General features: G+C 59.4%; 16 protein-coding genes. 5 read left to right on the plus strand and 11 right to left on the minus strand.

Annotated features, from left to right (window positions below; all coding sequences use genetic code 11):
- Nucleotides 1–73 precede the first annotated feature (73 nt).
- Nucleotides 74–1,147 (minus strand): fatty acid desaturase, encoded by a 1,074-nt coding sequence (locus tag ACOI8A_RS17665; RefSeq protein ID WP_420646711.1) that lies wholly within the window; start codon nucleotides 1,145–1,147, stop codon nucleotides 74–76.
- A 100-nt stretch (nucleotides 1,148–1,247) separates the two neighbouring features.
- On the opposite strand from ACOI8A_RS17665, the gene ACOI8A_RS17670 reads away from it, so the two are divergent.
- Nucleotides 1,248–2,252: an AraC family transcriptional regulator gene (locus tag ACOI8A_RS17670; RefSeq protein WP_420646710.1), complete on the plus strand. Its 1,005-nt coding sequence runs from the start codon at nucleotides 1,248–1,250 to the stop codon at nucleotides 2,250–2,252.
- A gap of 128 nt (nucleotides 2,253–2,380) precedes the next feature.
- Here the strand turns inward: ACOI8A_RS17670 and ACOI8A_RS17675 are convergent, their stop codons facing one another.
- The gene (locus ACOI8A_RS17675) at nucleotides 2,381–3,766 is read right to left on the minus strand and encodes a heavy metal sensor histidine kinase (RefSeq protein ID WP_420646709.1); all 1,386 of its coding nucleotides are present in this window, start codon (nucleotides 3,764–3,766) and stop codon (nucleotides 2,381–2,383) included.
- Complete coding sequence (locus ACOI8A_RS17680; protein ID WP_420646708.1) at nucleotides 3,756–4,436, minus strand: heavy metal response regulator transcription factor; 681 nt, start codon at nucleotides 4,434–4,436, stop codon at nucleotides 3,756–3,758. The genes ACOI8A_RS17675 and ACOI8A_RS17680 overlap by 11 nt, the downstream gene beginning before the upstream one ends.
- Nucleotides 4,437–4,572: 136 nt before the next feature.
- Between ACOI8A_RS17680 and ACOI8A_RS17685 the strand changes: the two genes are divergently transcribed.
- Both ACOI8A_RS17685 and uraH read left to right on the plus strand, forming a co-directional pair.
- Entirely contained in the window at nucleotides 4,573–5,055 is a 483-nt protein-coding gene (locus tag ACOI8A_RS17685) for a GlcG/HbpS family heme-binding protein (RefSeq protein ID WP_420646707.1), read from the plus strand.
- A gap of 16 nt (nucleotides 5,056–5,071) precedes the next feature.
- Nucleotides 5,072–5,482 carry a hydroxyisourate hydrolase gene (gene uraH / locus ACOI8A_RS17690; RefSeq protein WP_420646706.1) on the plus strand — a complete coding sequence of 137 codons (411 nt, stop codon included), beginning with the start codon at nucleotides 5,072–5,074 and terminating at the stop codon, nucleotides 5,480–5,482.
- 120 nt (nucleotides 5,483–5,602) lie between these two features.
- On the opposite strand, the gene ACOI8A_RS17695 is transcribed toward uraH, so the two are convergent.
- Together ACOI8A_RS17695 and ACOI8A_RS17700 are read right to left on the minus strand one after the other, a co-directional pair.
- Nucleotides 5,603–5,929, minus strand: coding sequence for a hypothetical protein (locus ACOI8A_RS17695; protein ID WP_420646705.1), 327 nt, complete (start codon nucleotides 5,927–5,929; stop codon nucleotides 5,603–5,605).
- A gap of 69 nt (nucleotides 5,930–5,998) precedes the next feature.
- The gene (locus ACOI8A_RS17700) at nucleotides 5,999–6,676 is read right to left on the minus strand and encodes a Crp/Fnr family transcriptional regulator (RefSeq protein ID WP_420646704.1); all 678 of its coding nucleotides are present in this window, start codon (nucleotides 6,674–6,676) and stop codon (nucleotides 5,999–6,001) included.
- An 83-nt stretch (nucleotides 6,677–6,759) separates the two neighbouring features.
- Between ACOI8A_RS17700 and ACOI8A_RS17705 the strand changes: the two genes are divergently transcribed.
- Complete coding sequence (locus ACOI8A_RS17705; protein WP_420646703.1) at nucleotides 6,760–7,284, plus strand: DUF962 domain-containing protein; 525 nt, start codon at nucleotides 6,760–6,762, stop codon at nucleotides 7,282–7,284.
- 99 nt (nucleotides 7,285–7,383) lie between these two features.
- Here the strand turns inward: ACOI8A_RS17705 and ACOI8A_RS17710 are convergent, their stop codons facing one another.
- The 6 genes from ACOI8A_RS17710 to dibA all read right to left on the minus strand — a co-directional run bounded on the left by ACOI8A_RS17710 (nucleotide 7,384) and on the right by dibA (nucleotide 13,731).
- Nucleotides 7,384–8,373 carry a sulfate/molybdate ABC transporter ATP-binding protein gene (locus ACOI8A_RS17710; RefSeq protein WP_420646702.1) on the minus strand — a complete coding sequence of 330 codons (990 nt, stop codon included), beginning with the start codon at nucleotides 8,371–8,373 and terminating at the stop codon, nucleotides 7,384–7,386.
- Nucleotides 8,374–8,376: 3 nt separating this feature from the next.
- Complete coding sequence (cysW, locus tag ACOI8A_RS17715) at nucleotides 8,377–9,249, minus strand: sulfate ABC transporter permease subunit CysW (RefSeq protein ID WP_420646701.1); 873 nt, start codon at nucleotides 9,247–9,249, stop codon at nucleotides 8,377–8,379.
- A 12-nt stretch (nucleotides 9,250–9,261) separates the two neighbouring features.
- Nucleotides 9,262–10,080, minus strand: coding sequence for a sulfate ABC transporter permease subunit CysT (gene cysT / locus ACOI8A_RS17720; protein ID WP_420646700.1), 819 nt, complete (start codon nucleotides 10,078–10,080; stop codon nucleotides 9,262–9,264).
- Between the two features lie 218 nt (nucleotides 10,081–10,298).
- The gene (locus ACOI8A_RS17725) at nucleotides 10,299–11,312 is read right to left on the minus strand and encodes a sulfate ABC transporter substrate-binding protein (RefSeq protein WP_420646699.1); all 1,014 of its coding nucleotides are present in this window, start codon (nucleotides 11,310–11,312) and stop codon (nucleotides 10,299–10,301) included.
- A gap of 146 nt (nucleotides 11,313–11,458) precedes the next feature.
- A complete protein-coding gene (oscA, locus tag ACOI8A_RS17730) occupies nucleotides 11,459–11,641 on the minus strand; it encodes a sulfur starvation response protein OscA (RefSeq protein ID WP_420646698.1) in 183 nt (60 codons plus the stop codon).
- A gap of 158 nt (nucleotides 11,642–11,799) precedes the next feature.
- Nucleotides 11,800–13,731, minus strand: a complete 1,932-nt coding sequence (dibA, locus tag ACOI8A_RS17735; RefSeq protein ID WP_420646697.1) for a phosphodiesterase DibA — start codon at nucleotides 13,729–13,731, stop codon at nucleotides 11,800–11,802.
- Between the two features lie 146 nt (nucleotides 13,732–13,877).
- Between dibA and desA the strand changes: the two genes are divergently transcribed.
- Nucleotides 13,878–15,062 (plus strand): delta-9 fatty acid desaturase DesA, encoded by a 1,185-nt coding sequence (gene desA, locus ACOI8A_RS17740; protein ID WP_420646696.1) that lies wholly within the window; start codon nucleotides 13,878–13,880, stop codon nucleotides 15,060–15,062.
- Nucleotides 15,063–15,083: the final 21 nt, after the last annotated feature.

The raw sequence follows: 15,083 nt of genomic DNA on the forward strand, positions 1-15,083 counted from the left end.
CCAGCTCCCACAGGGTAATGCATTCCAAATGTGGGAGCTGGCTTGCCAGCGATGAGGCCCTCAAACTCACCCATCAAGCCCGGGCTGTACGCACTTCTTCCTGTGCCACGGCTTCTTTGCGAACAAACCGGTTCGCCCGTCCAAACGTCCCGAAGTCATTAAACCGAACCCCCATCTCGCGCATCACCTTATGCGCCACCGGCACGGTCATCTGCCGAATGTAAAACGGTTCCTTCACCACAAAATGATGGATGCCGTGGCTGCTGCCAAAGTTGAAACAGAACGCCTGCAACGGCCACAGCCACCAAGGGTTCAACACCTGACATTGCTGCAGCACATTGCCCGGCTCGACATCGCCGTAGTAATGCATGTTTGAACTGACGAAGTGCAGGCAAAAAGTGCGCAGTACGTTAGGGCCAATGATCACTACAGCCGCGATGTCGATTACTTGCATCACCGACAGCGTGGTCACCGACCATTCGATGGGCGAGCCGCTTAGATACGCGATGCCATTGGCCGCGTGAAACCCGAGAAACACATACCACGCGCCCCAATGCAGCAGGGCCAGTGGCGCGTAGACCTTGAAAACCTTCTTGAGAATGTTCCACTTGTGCGCCCACGTCGGCGTCCGCAGCAGGCGAATGAAGGCCGACATCATGTTGTCGCCGACCATCAACAACCGCGCAAAACCCCACGGCTCGCCGTTGGTGATTGCCCGCTCCTCCATGTCGGCCTCGGTGCCCGAGACCTTGTGGTGATTGAGGTGCAGATGCCGGCGGATCCACGGATTGATCGTGCTCGGCCGTGCCAGCCAGACCAGGCCCAGCATCAGGTTGTGCGGCACGCGCTGTTTGCGAAAGTACATGCTGTGGATCAGGTCGTGTTCCAGCTCATGGGTCAAGGATGCGAAAAAAGCGTTGAGCAGCAGGCACACCCACCACGCCATATGGCCAGTGATATACAGCGCCGCCGAACCGATCATTCCGAGCAATGCGAACGCCAGAATGCCTGCACCGAGCGCGTCCTGATGCTTGAGAATCGGGTAGCGCTCGCGTAGCTCTACACCCTTTGCCAGCACCACTTGGCGAATGTGCGCGGATCGCTGAGCAGCATTGTGTTGCTGGGGACTTGCAGAAGTACCGTCCATGCTTCCATCCTCGGGTTTATGATGTTCGCATCCTGCCCTGCGCAGATGACGAACACGGTAGCCGAAAACGCCAACCTGTTGACCGGAAGCGCCAATCAGCATGACGGAACCGACCTCACTCGCCAGCTGGACCCGTGCCCTGCGCAAGCAACTCGATGCGCTGGGGCTGGACAGCACTGCCCTGTGCCAACAGGCCGGGCTCGATCCATTGCTGATGGACGACCCCAACGCGCGCTATCCATTGTGCGGCACCACGCGTCTGTGGGAGATCGCGGTGCAGGCCAGTGGTGATCCGGCACTCGGTCTGCGCGTGTCGCGGTTCGTCAGCCCGACTACGTTTCACGCACTGGGCTATGCGCTGGTCGCCAGTGGCAGCCTGCGCGAGGTGTTCGAGCGCATCGTGCGTTATCACCAGGTGGTCAGCGATGCGCTGGAGTTGGAACTTGTGCGCACGGAGGATCGCTATCGCTTCAGCCTGAAAATCCCGGTCGGCAATCCGGCTCCCGCCTTCGAAGCCATCGACGCCTTCGCCGCGATCTATGTGCGTACCTGCCGCAATCGTCTCGGTCGTGATTACGCGCCGCTGGCAGTCTATCTACGGCGCCCGGAACCGGCCGATGCGCATCAATGGCATAAAGTCTTCCGCTCGCCGGTGCATTTTGCCGCCGAAGTGGATCGCATCGAGTTCGCGCTGAGCGATTTCGAAAGCCATCTCGACGACGCCAACCCGGAACTGGCCGAGCACAACGAAACCGTGCTCAAACGCACCCTCGCCCAGCTCAAACCCCTGACCTGGGAGCGCAAGGTGCGCGACGCCATCGAAGAACAACTGCCCGAAGGCGAACCCAGCGCCGAACGCATCGCCCAGGCTTTGCACCTGAGCTTACGTAGCCTGCAACGGCATTTGGCAGATGAAGGTTGCCGCTTCGACACGCTGCTTAACGAAAGCCGCGAGAATCTGGCGCTGCTGCATTTGCGCGATCCGCAGTGTTCGCTGAGTGAGGTGAGTTACTTGTTGGGATTCGCGGATACCAGCAGCTTTAGCCGCGCGTTCAAGCGCTGGACCGGGATGACGCCGGGGCAGTTTCGCGATCAGATGCGTTGAGCAGAATTTGTGCTGGATTCAATTACGCCATCGCGGGCAAGCCCGCTCCCACAGGGATCTGCAGGGAATGGGCGTTTTGTGTCCAACACAAAAACCTGTGGGAGCGGGCTTGCCCGCGATGGCGTCAGTCAGATCAACAAAAATCCAAGCTCAAAAACCGTACCCCGCGCATCACTGCTAACCCGCACCTGCCCGCCATGCAATTGCATGATCGACTGCACAATCGACAGCCCCAAACCACCGGAATCACCGGGTTCAGCGCGGGCCGGGTCGACGCGGTAGAAGCGGTCGAACAGTTTGCTCAGGTGTTCATTCGGGATCGCCGGGCCGTGGTTGTGGACTTGCAGCCAGCACACTCCCGGTTCATCGCGCCGACGCAGGCTGATCACGGAATCGATATCGGCATGGCGAACCGCGTTGGCCAACAGATTGCCCAAAGCGCGTTGCAGCAGTTGCTGATCCGCAAACAACTCCCCGCTGAAATTGTTTTCCAGACGAATACCCCGGTCATCCGCCAAGGCTTCGAAGTAATCGCACAGCTCATCGCCAATTTCGCGCAGATCCAGTGTGCGCAGATCGAGCGCTCCCTCGGCCTGCTCCGCGCGCGCAAGAAACATCAAATTCTCGGCCATGCGTTTAAGGCGTTCGAATTCTTCCATGTTCGAGGCCAGCACTTCCTGATATTCCGCGCTGCTGCGCGGGTGATTCAGCGCCTGACCGTTGCTCGCGAGCAAGGTGTGCAACGGCGTGCGGATTTCGTGGGCGAGGTCGGCGGAGAACTGCGAAAGACGCTGGAAGCTATCGTCCAGCCGCGCCAGCATGCCGTTGAGCGCTTGTACCGGTTCGAGTAATTCAGCTGGTGTGTCGTCCGCCGGCAAACGTCGATCGAGGCTGCGCAGGTCGATGCCGCGCACCGCTTCGCTTAACTGGCGCAGAGGAAGCAAGCCCCGGCGCAGCAGCAGCAGCCCCAAAGCAAATGCGAGCACGGCGCCGAGGCCAACTGCCAGATACAGACGCAGGCGATAGCTTCCAAGCATCTGCTCGCGTTCGCTCAGCACTTTGCCGGCGATCACAGTCAGCGCTTCGCCGTTCGGACCTTGGGCCTGGCCGGATAACAAAGCCAGTTCAGCCCCGTCGGGCGCCTGCCAAGTCAACACATCGCCGCGTTGCGGGGATTGGTCGCGGGGGATCGCGTTCAAGTCGGGAAGACTGCGCTGACGCGGGTTGATCGCGATTACGCTGGAGCCGTCTGCGCGGCGCACCAACAGCAGACTGTCGAGGTTGCCGAGCATGTTCTGATATAGCCGTGGCCGCGCCTGCAAGGCGTCGAGGCTGTCGCTGTCAGCAAGCAAGGCGCGCACTTGCTCCAGACGACCGAGCAGGGCCATGTCATCGCGCCAGGCGATTTCCGAGGCCAGCGAGCGATACAGAAACAGGCCGATCGCACTGAGTACCAAGGCGCAGACCGCAGCGAACGCCAGAGCGAGCCGCCAGGCGATGGATCTAGAGCGCATCGTCCGGCGCTTCCAGTTGATAGCCGACCCCACGCACGGTGTGGATCAGTTTCGGCATGTACGGGTCATCGACTTTCGAGCGCAGACGCCGCACCGCGACCTCGACCATGTTGGTGTCGCTGTCGAAATTCAGGTTCCACACCTGCGAGGCGATCAGCGTGCGTGACAACACTTCGCCCTGACGGCTGGCGAGCAATTGCAGCAAAGCGAATTCCTTGTTGGTCAGTGAAATGCGCTGACCTCCACGACTGACCCGACGCCGCAGTACGTCGATTTCCAGATCGGCGATGCTGTACGACTCGGCTTCGCGCATCGGCCCGCGGCGCAATAACGTGCGCACGCGCGCGAGCAACTCGGCGAAGGCGAAAGGTTTGAGCAGGTAGTCATCGGCGCCAAGTTCGAGGCCGCGGACGCGGTCTTCGATGGCATCTTTCGCAGTCAGAAACAGCACCGGCGTGGCACCGCGCTGGCGGATCAGTTGCAACAATTGCCAACCGTTGAGGCCCGGCAGCATCACGTCGAGGATGATCAGGTCGTATTCCTGCTGCTCGATGAAGTAGCGCCCGTCGAGGCCATTGAGCGCCACATCTACCGCAAAACCCGACTCTCCCAGCCCTTTGGCGAGGAAATTCGCGGTTTTGGCTTCATCTTCTACTACCAGCAAACGCATGGCACACCTCGATTATTCAGGCACACAGGCTAGGCGCCTTCGGCGGTTTTGCCCATTACAAACTTGTAATCCGCCTGACGAGGTTTCGACGGTGACCGGCGGCTAAGGTGGCGACCTCAGTTTCTGGAGCTTGCCCATGACCGTCAAATACTTGCTCGCCAGCCTCGCGATCAGCCTCAGCAGCGGCGCGTTTGCCGCGCCTGAACTGCCGCGTCACGCCGACCTCGACCTGAAAAACGCACGACTGCTCGCCGACATGGCGATGGAAAACTGCAGCGGCACGGTGTCGGTGCTCGACCGTGGCGGCAACCTGTTGGTCACCTTGCGCGGCGACGGTATCGGCCCGCACAACACCGCTGCCAGCCAGCGCAAGGCCTATACAGCGCTGTCGACGAAAACCCCGACCCGCCTGTTCGCCGAGCGCGCTCGCAGCAATCCGGAGACGGCCAACCTCAATACCCTCGATGAATTGCTGTTGCTGGGCGGCGGCATTCCGCTGTTTGCCGGCAAGGAATTGGTCGGCGCCATCGGTGTGGCCGGTTCCGGCGGCGGCGAGCAAGACGAAAACTGTGCGATCAAGGCTGCCGAAAAGGTCGGCCTGTCTTTCAACCGTTCTTGAACCCAGGAGAATCACCATGACTGCTTTGCGTATGACTTTCGCGGCACTCAGCCTGAGCGCTTTTTCAAGCCTGGCGCTGGCCGCCGGCAACCCTTTGAGCGTGCACGTGCTCAACCTGGAAAACGGCCTGCCGTCGCCGGGCATCAACGTCACGCTGGAGAAACACGTCGGCCAGGACTGGCAGCCGCTGGCTAAAGGCACCACCAATGAGCAGGGGCGGATTGCCGAACTGTTCCCGGCGAACAAGCCGTTTGAGGCGGGTGAATATCGGGTGGTGTTCAAGACCGGCGAGTACTTCGAGAAGGCGAAGCATGAGACGTTTTTTCCGGAAATTCCGGTGATCTTTCAGGTGAAGCAGACGGATCAGCACTATCACATTCCATTGCTGCTGAGCCCGTATGGCTTCTCGACCTACCGCGGTTCGTAAGGACAACACATGACTCCATGTGGGAGCTAGCCTGCTAGCGATTGGGTCTGTCAGCGCCTCGATGTTGGCTGATCGACCGCAATCGCTAGCAGGCTAGCTCCCAGAAGGGTTTTGAGTGATTTAGGGGCCGACAACTTTAAAATCGAAGATGGGCGTAAATGGCGACCTTTGACGGTTATCCGTTTGGAACGCGACTGCGGAGTAGGAACGTACATCCAAGTTGAAATCATTAGTCCAGTTACCGTTAGCATCAGCCGTAGCCGATGCCAGCTCTGTACCATCAATCGGGACTGAAACAACGACCACCATCCAGCCCGCCAGAGCGGTGCCCGAAAAATTCACGGGATTGTTGACGTCACCATTCGGGCTATTGACCACCGGCGGTTCGATGCTCTTGTTTTCATTCAGTTTGGTGTGATCAACGCCGCTGGTTACTTTACTGTTCATCGGTTCAACTCCTTTTGTTGTCTTGATTGACCTACCTCTTTTACATCGCCCGATGTGTGCCAGCTACTGTCAGATCTGACAGGTGGCGCGCAGTTTCTGCATGTCCAGAATCTCGATTTCCCCATAGCCGAGACCAATAATCCCCTGCTCTTTCAAGTCCTTGAGAATCTGATTGGTGGTCTGCCGTGACAGCGACAGCATCGACGCCAGCTGTTCCTGTGGCAGCTGCAAAACCCGGCGTGGCGGATCGAGTTCGCCATAGCCTTCGGCAATCATCAGCAACCGATGGGCCAGACGCGCCGGGGCCGGCAGCAGGCTCAATTGCTCAAGGTTGATAAAGGTCAGCCGCAGTTTGTGGCTCATCAGCAGCGCCAGATGCCGCCAGTACACCGGTTGCTCATCAAGCAATTGCAGCAGCGCAGCCTGCGGGATATTCAGCAACGTACACGGCCCCACCGCGTAAGCGTCGTGAGTGCGCGGCTGCCCATCGAACAGGCAGATCTCGCCGAACCAATGCGGCGCTTCCACCAGACTCAGCAATGCCTCCTTACCCTGCTCACTGACCGCACCGATGCGCACCGCGCCGTCGAGTACCGCGTACAAGCCGCACGGTGCATCGCCGCGCTGAAACAAGCGTTGCCCCGCCGTCAGCCGCCGCTCCCTGGCCGCTGCCAGCAGACTATCCTGAAAGGACGCAGGCAGATGACTGAACCACTGCCCGGTCAGCAGCCGTGAACGCATTTCCATGAACACTCCTGGATTGTCGTCTGCCTGACAGAGTGAACGCCGATTGCGGCGCATGCTGCGATCACCCTACAGGAGGAACAACAATGAAAAGCCTCGTCGATCATTTGAGTCAATACGCCGCTTACCACCGTGACCCGCGCAACATTGCCAGCCACTTTATCGGGATTCCGCTGATCGTAGTGGCGGTCGCGGTTTTGCTGTCGCGGCCGGAGTGGTCGCTTGGCGGATTGTGGATTTCGCCTGCCGTGCTGGTGGCGCTAGCCTCAGCGTGGTTTTACCTGCGACTGGAATTGAAACTCGGGGTGTTGATGACGGCGTTGTTGGCGCTGTCGGTATGGGCCGGGCATGTGCTGGCGCAGCAGAGCACGCTGGTGTGGCTGAGCAGCGGGCTGGGGATGTTTGTGGTGGGCTGGGCGATCCAGTTTGTCGGGCATCACTACGAAGGGCGCAAACCGGCGTTTGTCGATGATGTAACGGGGCTGATTGTCGGGCCGTTGTTTGTGGTCGCGGAGTTGGCGTTCGTGCTCGGGTTGCGGCATGAATTGAAAGAGCAGATCGAGGCGCGGGCTGGAGCGGTGCGGGTCAATCCGAATCGCGCAGCTGTGTAGATCGCAATCGCGGGCAAGCCCGCTCCCACAGTGATCGAGTCGTTCACAAATTACGTGTTCGCCGAAAAAACTGTGGGAGCGGGCTTGCCCGCGATGCTTTTAGAGATTGGCGACTTTCTGCCAGACCTTGGGTTTGAAGAACAGAGTTTCGCCCTTGGCCAACCCGATCAGGCTGTCGTGATCTTTCACCACTTCCGCTTCGATCAGATCAGTCTGCCCTTCAACCTTCAACGTCACCCGTGTGGTCGCGCCCAGCGGCCGGATATCGCGTACTTCGGCGGCGTGGTGATCCTCCAGCTCATGTTTGGACAACGACACTTCGTGAGGACGGAACAGCACGTGATTGTCGTCGCTCAGCAGCAAGCGGTTGGAATCGCCGAGGAAGTGATACACGAAATCGCTGGCCGGATTTTCGTACACCTCGCCCGGTGAGCCGATCTGCTCGATCACACCCTTGTTCATCACCACAATGCGGTCGGCGACTTCCATGGCTTCTTCCTGGTCGTGGGTCACGAACACCGAAGTCAGGTTGATATCTTCGTGCAGACGCGCGAGCCAGCGGCGCAACTCCTTGCGCACCTTGGCGTCGAGTGCGCCGAACGGCTCATCGAGCAGCAGTACTTTCGGCTCGACCGCCAAGGCACGGGCCAAAGCAATCCGCTGGCGCTGACCACCGGACAGCTGTTCCGGATAACGATCCGCCAACCAGTCCAGTTGCACCATGTTCAGCAGCTCATGCACCTTGGCCGCGATCTGGGTTTCGCTCGGACGCTGGTTTTTCGGCTTCATGCGCAGGCCGAACGCGACGTTGTCGAATACAGTCATGTGGCGGAACAAGGCGTAATGCTGAAACACAAAACCGACGTTGCGATCCCGCACGTCGTGACCGGAGACGTCTTCACCGTGGAATACGATGTTGCCTTTGTCCGGAGTTTCCAGACCGGCAATGATCCGCAGCAGCGTGGTCTTGCCGCAGCCGGACGGGCCGAGCAGCGCGACCAGTTCACCGCTGTGAATGTCCAGGCTGATGTTGTCCAGCGCCTTGAACGCATTGAAATTCTTGCTGACGTTACGCACTTCGATCGACATGAATTATTCCTCCGCGGCGCTGGCGCGCAGGCGGTTGATACGGTTTTCGCTCCACTGCTTGGCCAGCAGGATGAAGAGCGCCAGGATCAGCAACAGGCTCGCCACAGCGAACGCGGCCACGTGGTTGTATTCGTTGTAGAGGATCTCGACGTGCAACGGCAAGGTGTTGGTCACCCCGCGAATGTGCCCGGAAACCACCGACACCGCACCGAACTCGCCCATGGCCCGCGCGGTACACAGCACCACGCCATAGATCAGGCCCCATTTGATGTTGGGCACGGTGACGTGCCAGAACATCTGCCAGCCATTGGCACCGAGCAGGCGTGCGGCCTCTTCTTCCTGCGTGCCTTGCTCCTGCATCAGCGGAATCAACTCACGCGCCACGAATGGCACGGTGACGAAAATCGTCGCCAGCACGATACCCGGCAAAGCGAAGACGATCTGGATGTCGTGCTCCTGCAGCCACGGCCCGAACAGACCCTGAGCGCCGAACATCAACACGTAGACCAGACCGGCGATGACTGGCGATACCGAGAACGGCAGGTCGATCAGCGTCACCAGCATGCTCTTGCCGCGGAACGAGTACTTGCTCACGCACCACGCAGCGCTGACGCCGAACACCAGATTCAGCGGCACCGAAATCAGCACGGCGAACACCGTAAGTTTCAGCGCCGACAAGGCATCCGGTTCGAAGATCGCGGTGAAGAATGCGCCGAGGCCGTTTTTCAAACCCTGCGACACGACGATGAACAGCGGCAGCAATAGAAACAGCGCAAAAATCAACCAGCCGAGGCCGATCAGGATTCTGCGTGCAGTCGCGCTGCCACGCCGGGCAGCGTTGGCCGAGGAAGCGGCCGCAATAGACGATTGGGACATGTTCGCGCCTCCTTATGGGGTTTCGATGCGCCGCTGCAGCAAGTTGATCAGCAGCAAAAGGACGAAGGAAACCACCAGCATCAGCACGCCGATGGAAGTGGCGCCGGTGTAATCGTATTGGTCGAGTTTGACCATGATCAGCAGCGGCAGGATCTCGGTTTTCATCGGCATGTTGCCGGCGATGAAAATCACCGAGCCGTATTCGCCAACGCCACGGGCAAACGCCAAGGCAAAACCGGTCAACCAGGCGGGCAACAGCGCCGGCAGCAAAATATGCCGGAACACCTGGAATGGTTTGGCACCGAGGCACGCGGCGGCTTCTTCCACTTCACGCGGGATATCGGCCAAAACCGGCTGCACTGTACGCACCACGAATGGCAGCGTGACGAAGGTCAGCGCCAAAGTGATGCCGAGCGGGGTGTAGGCGATCTTGAAACCGAGGTCAGCGGCGAACTGCCCGACCAGCCCGTTAGGCGCGTACAGCGCGGTCAGCGCGATGCCGGCTACTGCCGTCGGCAGAGCGAACGGCAGGTCGATCATCGCGTCGATCACCTTGCGCCCGGGGAAGGTGTAGCGCACCAGCACCCAGGCCAGCAGCGTGCCGATGATGCCGTTGATGATCGCAGCGCACAGCGCGGTGCCGAAGCTCAGCTTCAAGGCTGCCAGCACGCGCGGTGCGGAGATGATCGTCCAGAACTGATCCCAGGTGAGCTGCGAGGCGTGGACGAACATCGCCGCCAGCGGGATTAGCACAATCAGGCTGAGGTACACCAAGGTGTAACCCAGCGTCAGCCCGAAGCCGGGTATGACGGGGGAGATACGACGCGACATATAAGTCCTTGGTTAAAAACGCATCAATGTGGGAGCGCGCCCTGTGGCGAGGGGATTTATCCCCGTTGGGCAGCGTAGCTGCCCCAAAACCTTCGCATGCGGTGTGTCTGTTTCCGCAATTGCCGATTTTGGGGCTACTGCGTAGCCCAACGGGGCGGTGCGACGTTTCGCTAAATCCCCTCGCCACAGAAGCTCACTCCCACACGTAGTGAGTCAGATTACTGCGCCTGATAGATCTGGTCGAATACACCGCCGTCGTTGAAGAACTTCGGCTGAGCGGTTTTCCAGCCGCCGAAGTCTTTGTCGATGGTCACCAGATCGAGGGTCGGGAACTGCTTGGCGTACTTGGCAGCCACTTCTTTATCCCGTGGACGATAGAAGTTTTTCGCGGCGATTTCCTGACCGGCCGGGCTGTACAGGTGTTTCAGATAGGCTTCGGCGATCTGCGCGTTGCCCTTCTTCTCGGCGTTCTTGTCGACCACCGCTACCGGTGGCTCGGCAAGGATCGACAACGAAGGCACGACGATCTCGAACTTGTCCGCGCCGCCGTCTTCTTTCAGCGCCAGGAACGCTTCGTTTTCCCAGGCCAGCAACACGTCACCCTGACCGTTGTTGACGAAGGTGATGGTCGAACCGCGAGCGCCGGTATCCAGCACCGGAACGTGCTTGAACAAGGTCTGGACGTATTCTTTGGCTTTAGCTTCGTTGCCGCCATTGGCTTTCAGACCGTAGGCCCACGCGGCGAGGAAGTTCCAGCGTGCGCCGCCGGAGGTTTTTGGATTCGAGGTGATCACCGAGACGTCGTTCTTGACCAGATCGCCCCAGTCCTTGATGCCTTTCGGGTTGCCTTTGCGCACCAGGAACACGATGGTGGAGGTGTATGGGGTGCTGGCGTCCGGCAGGCGTTTCTGCCAATCGGCCGGCAGGGTTTTGCCGAGCTTGGCGATTTCGTCGATGTCGCCGGCCAGGGCCAGGGTCACAACGTCGGCACGCAGGCCATCGATCACTGCACGCCCCTGTTTGCCCGAGCCACCGTGGGATTGCTGGATTTTCACGTTGTCGCCAGCGTGGTCTTTCTTCCAGTAATTGATGAATTCAGCGTTGTAATCCTGATACAGCTCGCGCGTCGGGTCATACGACACGTTGAGCAGTTCGTAATCCTTGGCAACCGCGGAACCGGCAAACACAGCGCTGGCCAGTGCGGCCAAAGCGTAACGGCGAATCGACGACATGGTGAAGGCTCCTGGAATTCTTGGTGGTGGCTTTTTCTTATGAATATCTGGAATCGGGTTTGCCGGTTTAAAGATCGCAGCCTGCGGCAGCTCCACACACAGCCCCCTGTAGGAGCTGCCGCAGGCTGCGATCTTTTGATCTTCACTCAGCCCGGTTGTTTACCTGGTTGCTGCAAACGGAATTTCTCTTTGCGTTCGATCTGAACCACTTGGGCGTTATGCACAGTGATTTCCACCGCGCCGAATCGCAGGTCGCGCAAAGCGGCCTGGATTTCGCGCAAGATGGTGCTTTCGTCCTGACCGTCAACGCTACGCAGGGATGCGCTCATGGTGCTGCTCCTTTGGATGAAATATGCCTGGCAGTGGGCGGCACTGCGTTCGGCGTAGGAGCAATATAAGAGAGCTTTAGATATTCTTAAAAAGACTATTTAAGAATTTTTATATAACTGAAAAACATTATGTGACAGGGCAAGGGTTTGCGCCGCGTTCAGCCGATGGCGGGCGCTCTGGCCCAATCGATTTCCTGCCCCGGTACTGGCCGCCCAAACCAGTAGCCTTGTCCCAGATCGCATTCCTGTCCGAGCAGAAACGCTGCCTGCTCCACCTGTTCGATCCCTTCGGCGTGCACCTGCATGCCCATGCTCCGCGCCAGCGCGACGATCACCCGCACAATCGCCGCGTCGTCCTCGTCCCACGGCAACCCGGCGACGAAACCCTGATCGATCTTGAGCTTTTGCACCGGCAGCCGCTTGAGTCGCAACAACGACGAATAACCGGTGCCGAAATCATCGATGGCCAGACGAATGCCCAGTTCGCGCAGACGATGCATCTGCTCCAGCGCCACTTCCGGGTCGTCCATCACCGCACTTTCGGTGACTTCCAGTTCCAGACAGGCCGGATCCAGCCCAGTCTCGTGCAGCACCTGCGCCACCTGTTGATACAACTCACGCCGGGCGAACAGCCGCGACGACACGTTCACCGCGACAAACGACAGCACGATGCCGGACTGCTGCCATTGGCACATCTGCTCACAAGCCTGCTGCATTACCCAGGCGTCGATTTCGGCAATCAACCCGGTGCGTTCGGCAATCGGGATGAATTCCGCCGGCGACACCAGACCGCGCTGCGGATGCTGCCAGCGCACCAGCGCTTCGACGCCGATCAGGCGACTGCTTTTCAGGTCGTGCACCGGTTGGTAGTAGACGCGTAACTCTTGCTGCTCCAGCGCGCGACGCAGCTCGAAAGCGATTTCCACCCGTTGTTGCGCATGGGCCGTCAGTTCCTCGGTGTACAACGCGTAACCGTTGCGACCGCTGCTCTTGGCTTTGAACAGCGCCGCGTCGGCGTTGCGCAGCAGTTGCTCGGCGCTCAAGGCATCGCTGGGAAACAGGCTGATGCCGACGCTGGCATGGATGAGCAGCGGATTTCCCTCGAGGCAGAACGGCTGCTTGAGGCCGTCGAGAATGCGTTGTGCCAGAGCGGCAGCCTGCGCGGGTTGTGGACAACTTTCCGCGAGCACCGCGAACTCGTCACCACCGAGGCGCGCCAGAGTGATGCCCGCGCCGAACAACTCCTGCAAACGCGCGGCCACGGCCTTGAGCAAGCGGTCACCAATATTATGGCCGAGGCTGTCATTGATCAGTTTGAAGTGATCGAGATCGATCATCAGCAGCGCACAGCCGCGCTTGTGCGTCTGCGCCGAAGCCAGCGCCTGCTCGGCGCGGTCACTGAACAACAGGCGATTGGGCAGGTCGGTCAGTGGATCGTGGTGCGCTAGGCGCTTGAGCTCGTGCTCGGAATCCTTGATCGCACTGATGTCGGAAAACACCGCTACGTAATGACTGAGTCGGCCGTCATCGTCACGAATGACCCGGATCGTCTGCCACTGCGGGTAGATCTCGCCGTTTTTGCGCCGGTTCCAGATCTCGCCGCTCCATTCATCACTGGCTTGCAGCGTGGCGAACATCGCCTGATAGAAACCCGGCGGGTGATGGCCGGATTTGAACAGGCTGGGTTGCTGGCCGAGGACTTCTTCGCGCTGGTAACCGGTGATCTCGATGAACGCGCGGTTGACGTGCACGATCAGCCCTTCGCGGTTGGTCACCAATACACCTTCGCGAGTGCAGTCGAACACCGCTGCGGCCTGACGCAGGCGCTCGCGATCTGCTTCGCGCTCACGCAGACGCGCGCCGATGCCGAGAAACCTGAATAACCGCGCCCGGGCGAGGAAGATCAAACCGGCACTGATCGCCACAAACAGATAACCGTTGATCAGTTGCCAATGCAGCAAATCTTCTGCGCCGTCCACGGAGCTATCGAAGAAACTGTTCAATAAATAACCAGTGCCCTGCAACCAGACAACGGCAAGTCCCAGGTAAAGCAGCGCTGCACGCAATGCATCGCGATAAGTGGCAGACATTCGGCCGTCCATGTCCCTACAAAAAGGCTGGATTATAGGTCAAGAAACATTCAGCCATCTCTTATCTGAAAGGGTGACTGGTTTTATCTGTGTGCTTGGTGATAATGCTACGGCTGTTTTTATCTTTATCGAGGGCCCTATAGCCTATGTGGTACGAAGGTTTTCTTGGCTTGTCGGCCTGGTCACTGGTGGCAGTCACCCTGCTGATGACCCACGTGACGATTGTTGGCGTGACGGTCTACTTGCACCGCTATTCAGCCCATCGCTCGCTTGAGCTGAATGCCGGCCTGAAGCATTTCTTCCGTTTCTGGCTGTGGCTGACCACGGCGCAGAATACCCGTGAGTGGACCGCTATCCACCGCAAACACCACGCCAAGTGCGAAACCGTTGATGACCCGCACAGCCCGGTGATCAAGGGTTTGTCGACGGTGCTGCGTACCGGCGCCGAGCTGTATCGCGCTGAAGCGCAGAACCCCGAGACCCTGCGCATCTACGGCAAGAACTGCCCCGAAGACTGGATCGAACGCAACCTCTACAGCCGTTATCCGCTGCTGGGCGTGGCGATCATGGGCGTGATTGATCTGCTGCTGTTCGGCACCATCGGCATCACCATCTGGGCAATCCAGATGATGTGGATCCCGGTGTGGGCTGCCGGCGTGATCAACGGCCTCGGGCATGCCATCGGCTATCGCAACTTCGAATGCCGTGATGCGGCGACCAATCTGGTGCCGTGGGGCATCCTGATCGGCGGCGAAGAACTGCACAACAACCATCACACCTATCCCAACTCGGCCAAGCTGTCGGTGAAGAAGTGGGAGTTCGACCTCGGTTGGGCATGGATCAAAGTCTTCTGCTTCCTGCGTCTGGCCAAGGTGCAGCGCGTCGCGCCGATTGCCCACCGCGTCGAAGGCAAGGGCAATCTGGACATGGACACCGCCATGGCGATCCTCAACAACCGCTTCCAGATCATGGCCCAGTACCGCAAGCTGGTGATCGGCCCGTTGGTCCAACAGGAACTGGCCAAGGTCGATCATTCGGTGCGTCACCAGTTCCACCGGGCCAAGCGCTTGCTGTCGCGGGAAACCAGCCTGCTGGAAGATCGCCACCACGCGCGCATCCAGAGCATGCTCGAACACAGCCAGGCGCTGAAGGTCATTTACGAAAAACGCCTGGCCTTGCAGCAGATCTGGGTCAAGACCAGCGCGAATGGCCACGACATGCTCGCCGCCATCAAGGAATGGATTCACGAGGCTGAAGCCAGTGGCATTCAATCTTTGCGCGAGTTTGCCGACCAGCTGAAAACCTACTCGCTGCGCCCCGCCGCAGTCTGAAGCCATTGATCGGTGCGCCCG

Origin of the sequence: Pseudomonas sp. P4795, from assembly GCF_048822895.1 — a bacterium.
Classification (GTDB): Bacteria; Pseudomonadota; Gammaproteobacteria; order Pseudomonadales; family Pseudomonadaceae; genus Aquipseudomonas.

Coding starts and splice junctions, on each gene's coding strand:
- ACOI8A_RS17665 (WP_420646711.1), bottom strand. CDS start 1,147: ATGGACGGTACTTCTGCAAGTCCCCAGCAACACAATGCTGCTCAGCGA.
- ACOI8A_RS17670 (WP_420646710.1), top strand. CDS start 1,248: ATGACGGAACCGACCTCACTCGCCAGCTGGACCCGTGCCCTGCGCAAG.
- ACOI8A_RS17675 (WP_420646709.1), bottom strand. CDS start 3,766: ATGCGCTCTAGATCCATCGCCTGGCGGCTCGCTCTGGCGTTCGCTGCG.
- ACOI8A_RS17680 (WP_420646708.1), bottom strand. CDS start 4,436: ATGCGTTTGCTGGTAGTAGAAGATGAAGCCAAAACCGCGAATTTCCTC.
- ACOI8A_RS17685 (WP_420646707.1), top strand. CDS start 4,573: ATGACCGTCAAATACTTGCTCGCCAGCCTCGCGATCAGCCTCAGCAGC.
- uraH (WP_420646706.1), top strand. CDS start 5,072: ATGACTGCTTTGCGTATGACTTTCGCGGCACTCAGCCTGAGCGCTTTT.
- ACOI8A_RS17695 (WP_420646705.1), bottom strand. CDS start 5,929: ATGAACAGTAAAGTAACCAGCGGCGTTGATCACACCAAACTGAATGAA.
- ACOI8A_RS17700 (WP_420646704.1), bottom strand. CDS start 6,676: ATGGAAATGCGTTCACGGCTGCTGACCGGGCAGTGGTTCAGTCATCTG.
- ACOI8A_RS17705 (WP_420646703.1), top strand. CDS start 6,760: ATGAAAAGCCTCGTCGATCATTTGAGTCAATACGCCGCTTACCACCGT.
- ACOI8A_RS17710 (WP_420646702.1), bottom strand. CDS start 8,373: ATGTCGATCGAAGTGCGTAACGTCAGCAAGAATTTCAATGCGTTCAAG.
- cysW (WP_420646701.1), bottom strand. CDS start 9,249: ATGTCCCAATCGTCTATTGCGGCCGCTTCCTCGGCCAACGCTGCCCGG.
- cysT (WP_420646700.1), bottom strand. CDS start 10,080: ATGTCGCGTCGTATCTCCCCCGTCATACCCGGCTTCGGGCTGACGCTG.
- ACOI8A_RS17725 (WP_420646699.1), bottom strand. CDS start 11,312: ATGTCGTCGATTCGCCGTTACGCTTTGGCCGCACTGGCCAGCGCTGTG.
- oscA (WP_420646698.1), bottom strand. CDS start 11,641: ATGAGCGCATCCCTGCGTAGCGTTGACGGTCAGGACGAAAGCACCATC.
- dibA (WP_420646697.1), bottom strand. CDS start 13,731: ATGTCTGCCACTTATCGCGATGCATTGCGTGCAGCGCTGCTTTACCTG.
- desA (WP_420646696.1), top strand. CDS start 13,878: ATGTGGTACGAAGGTTTTCTTGGCTTGTCGGCCTGGTCACTGGTGGCA.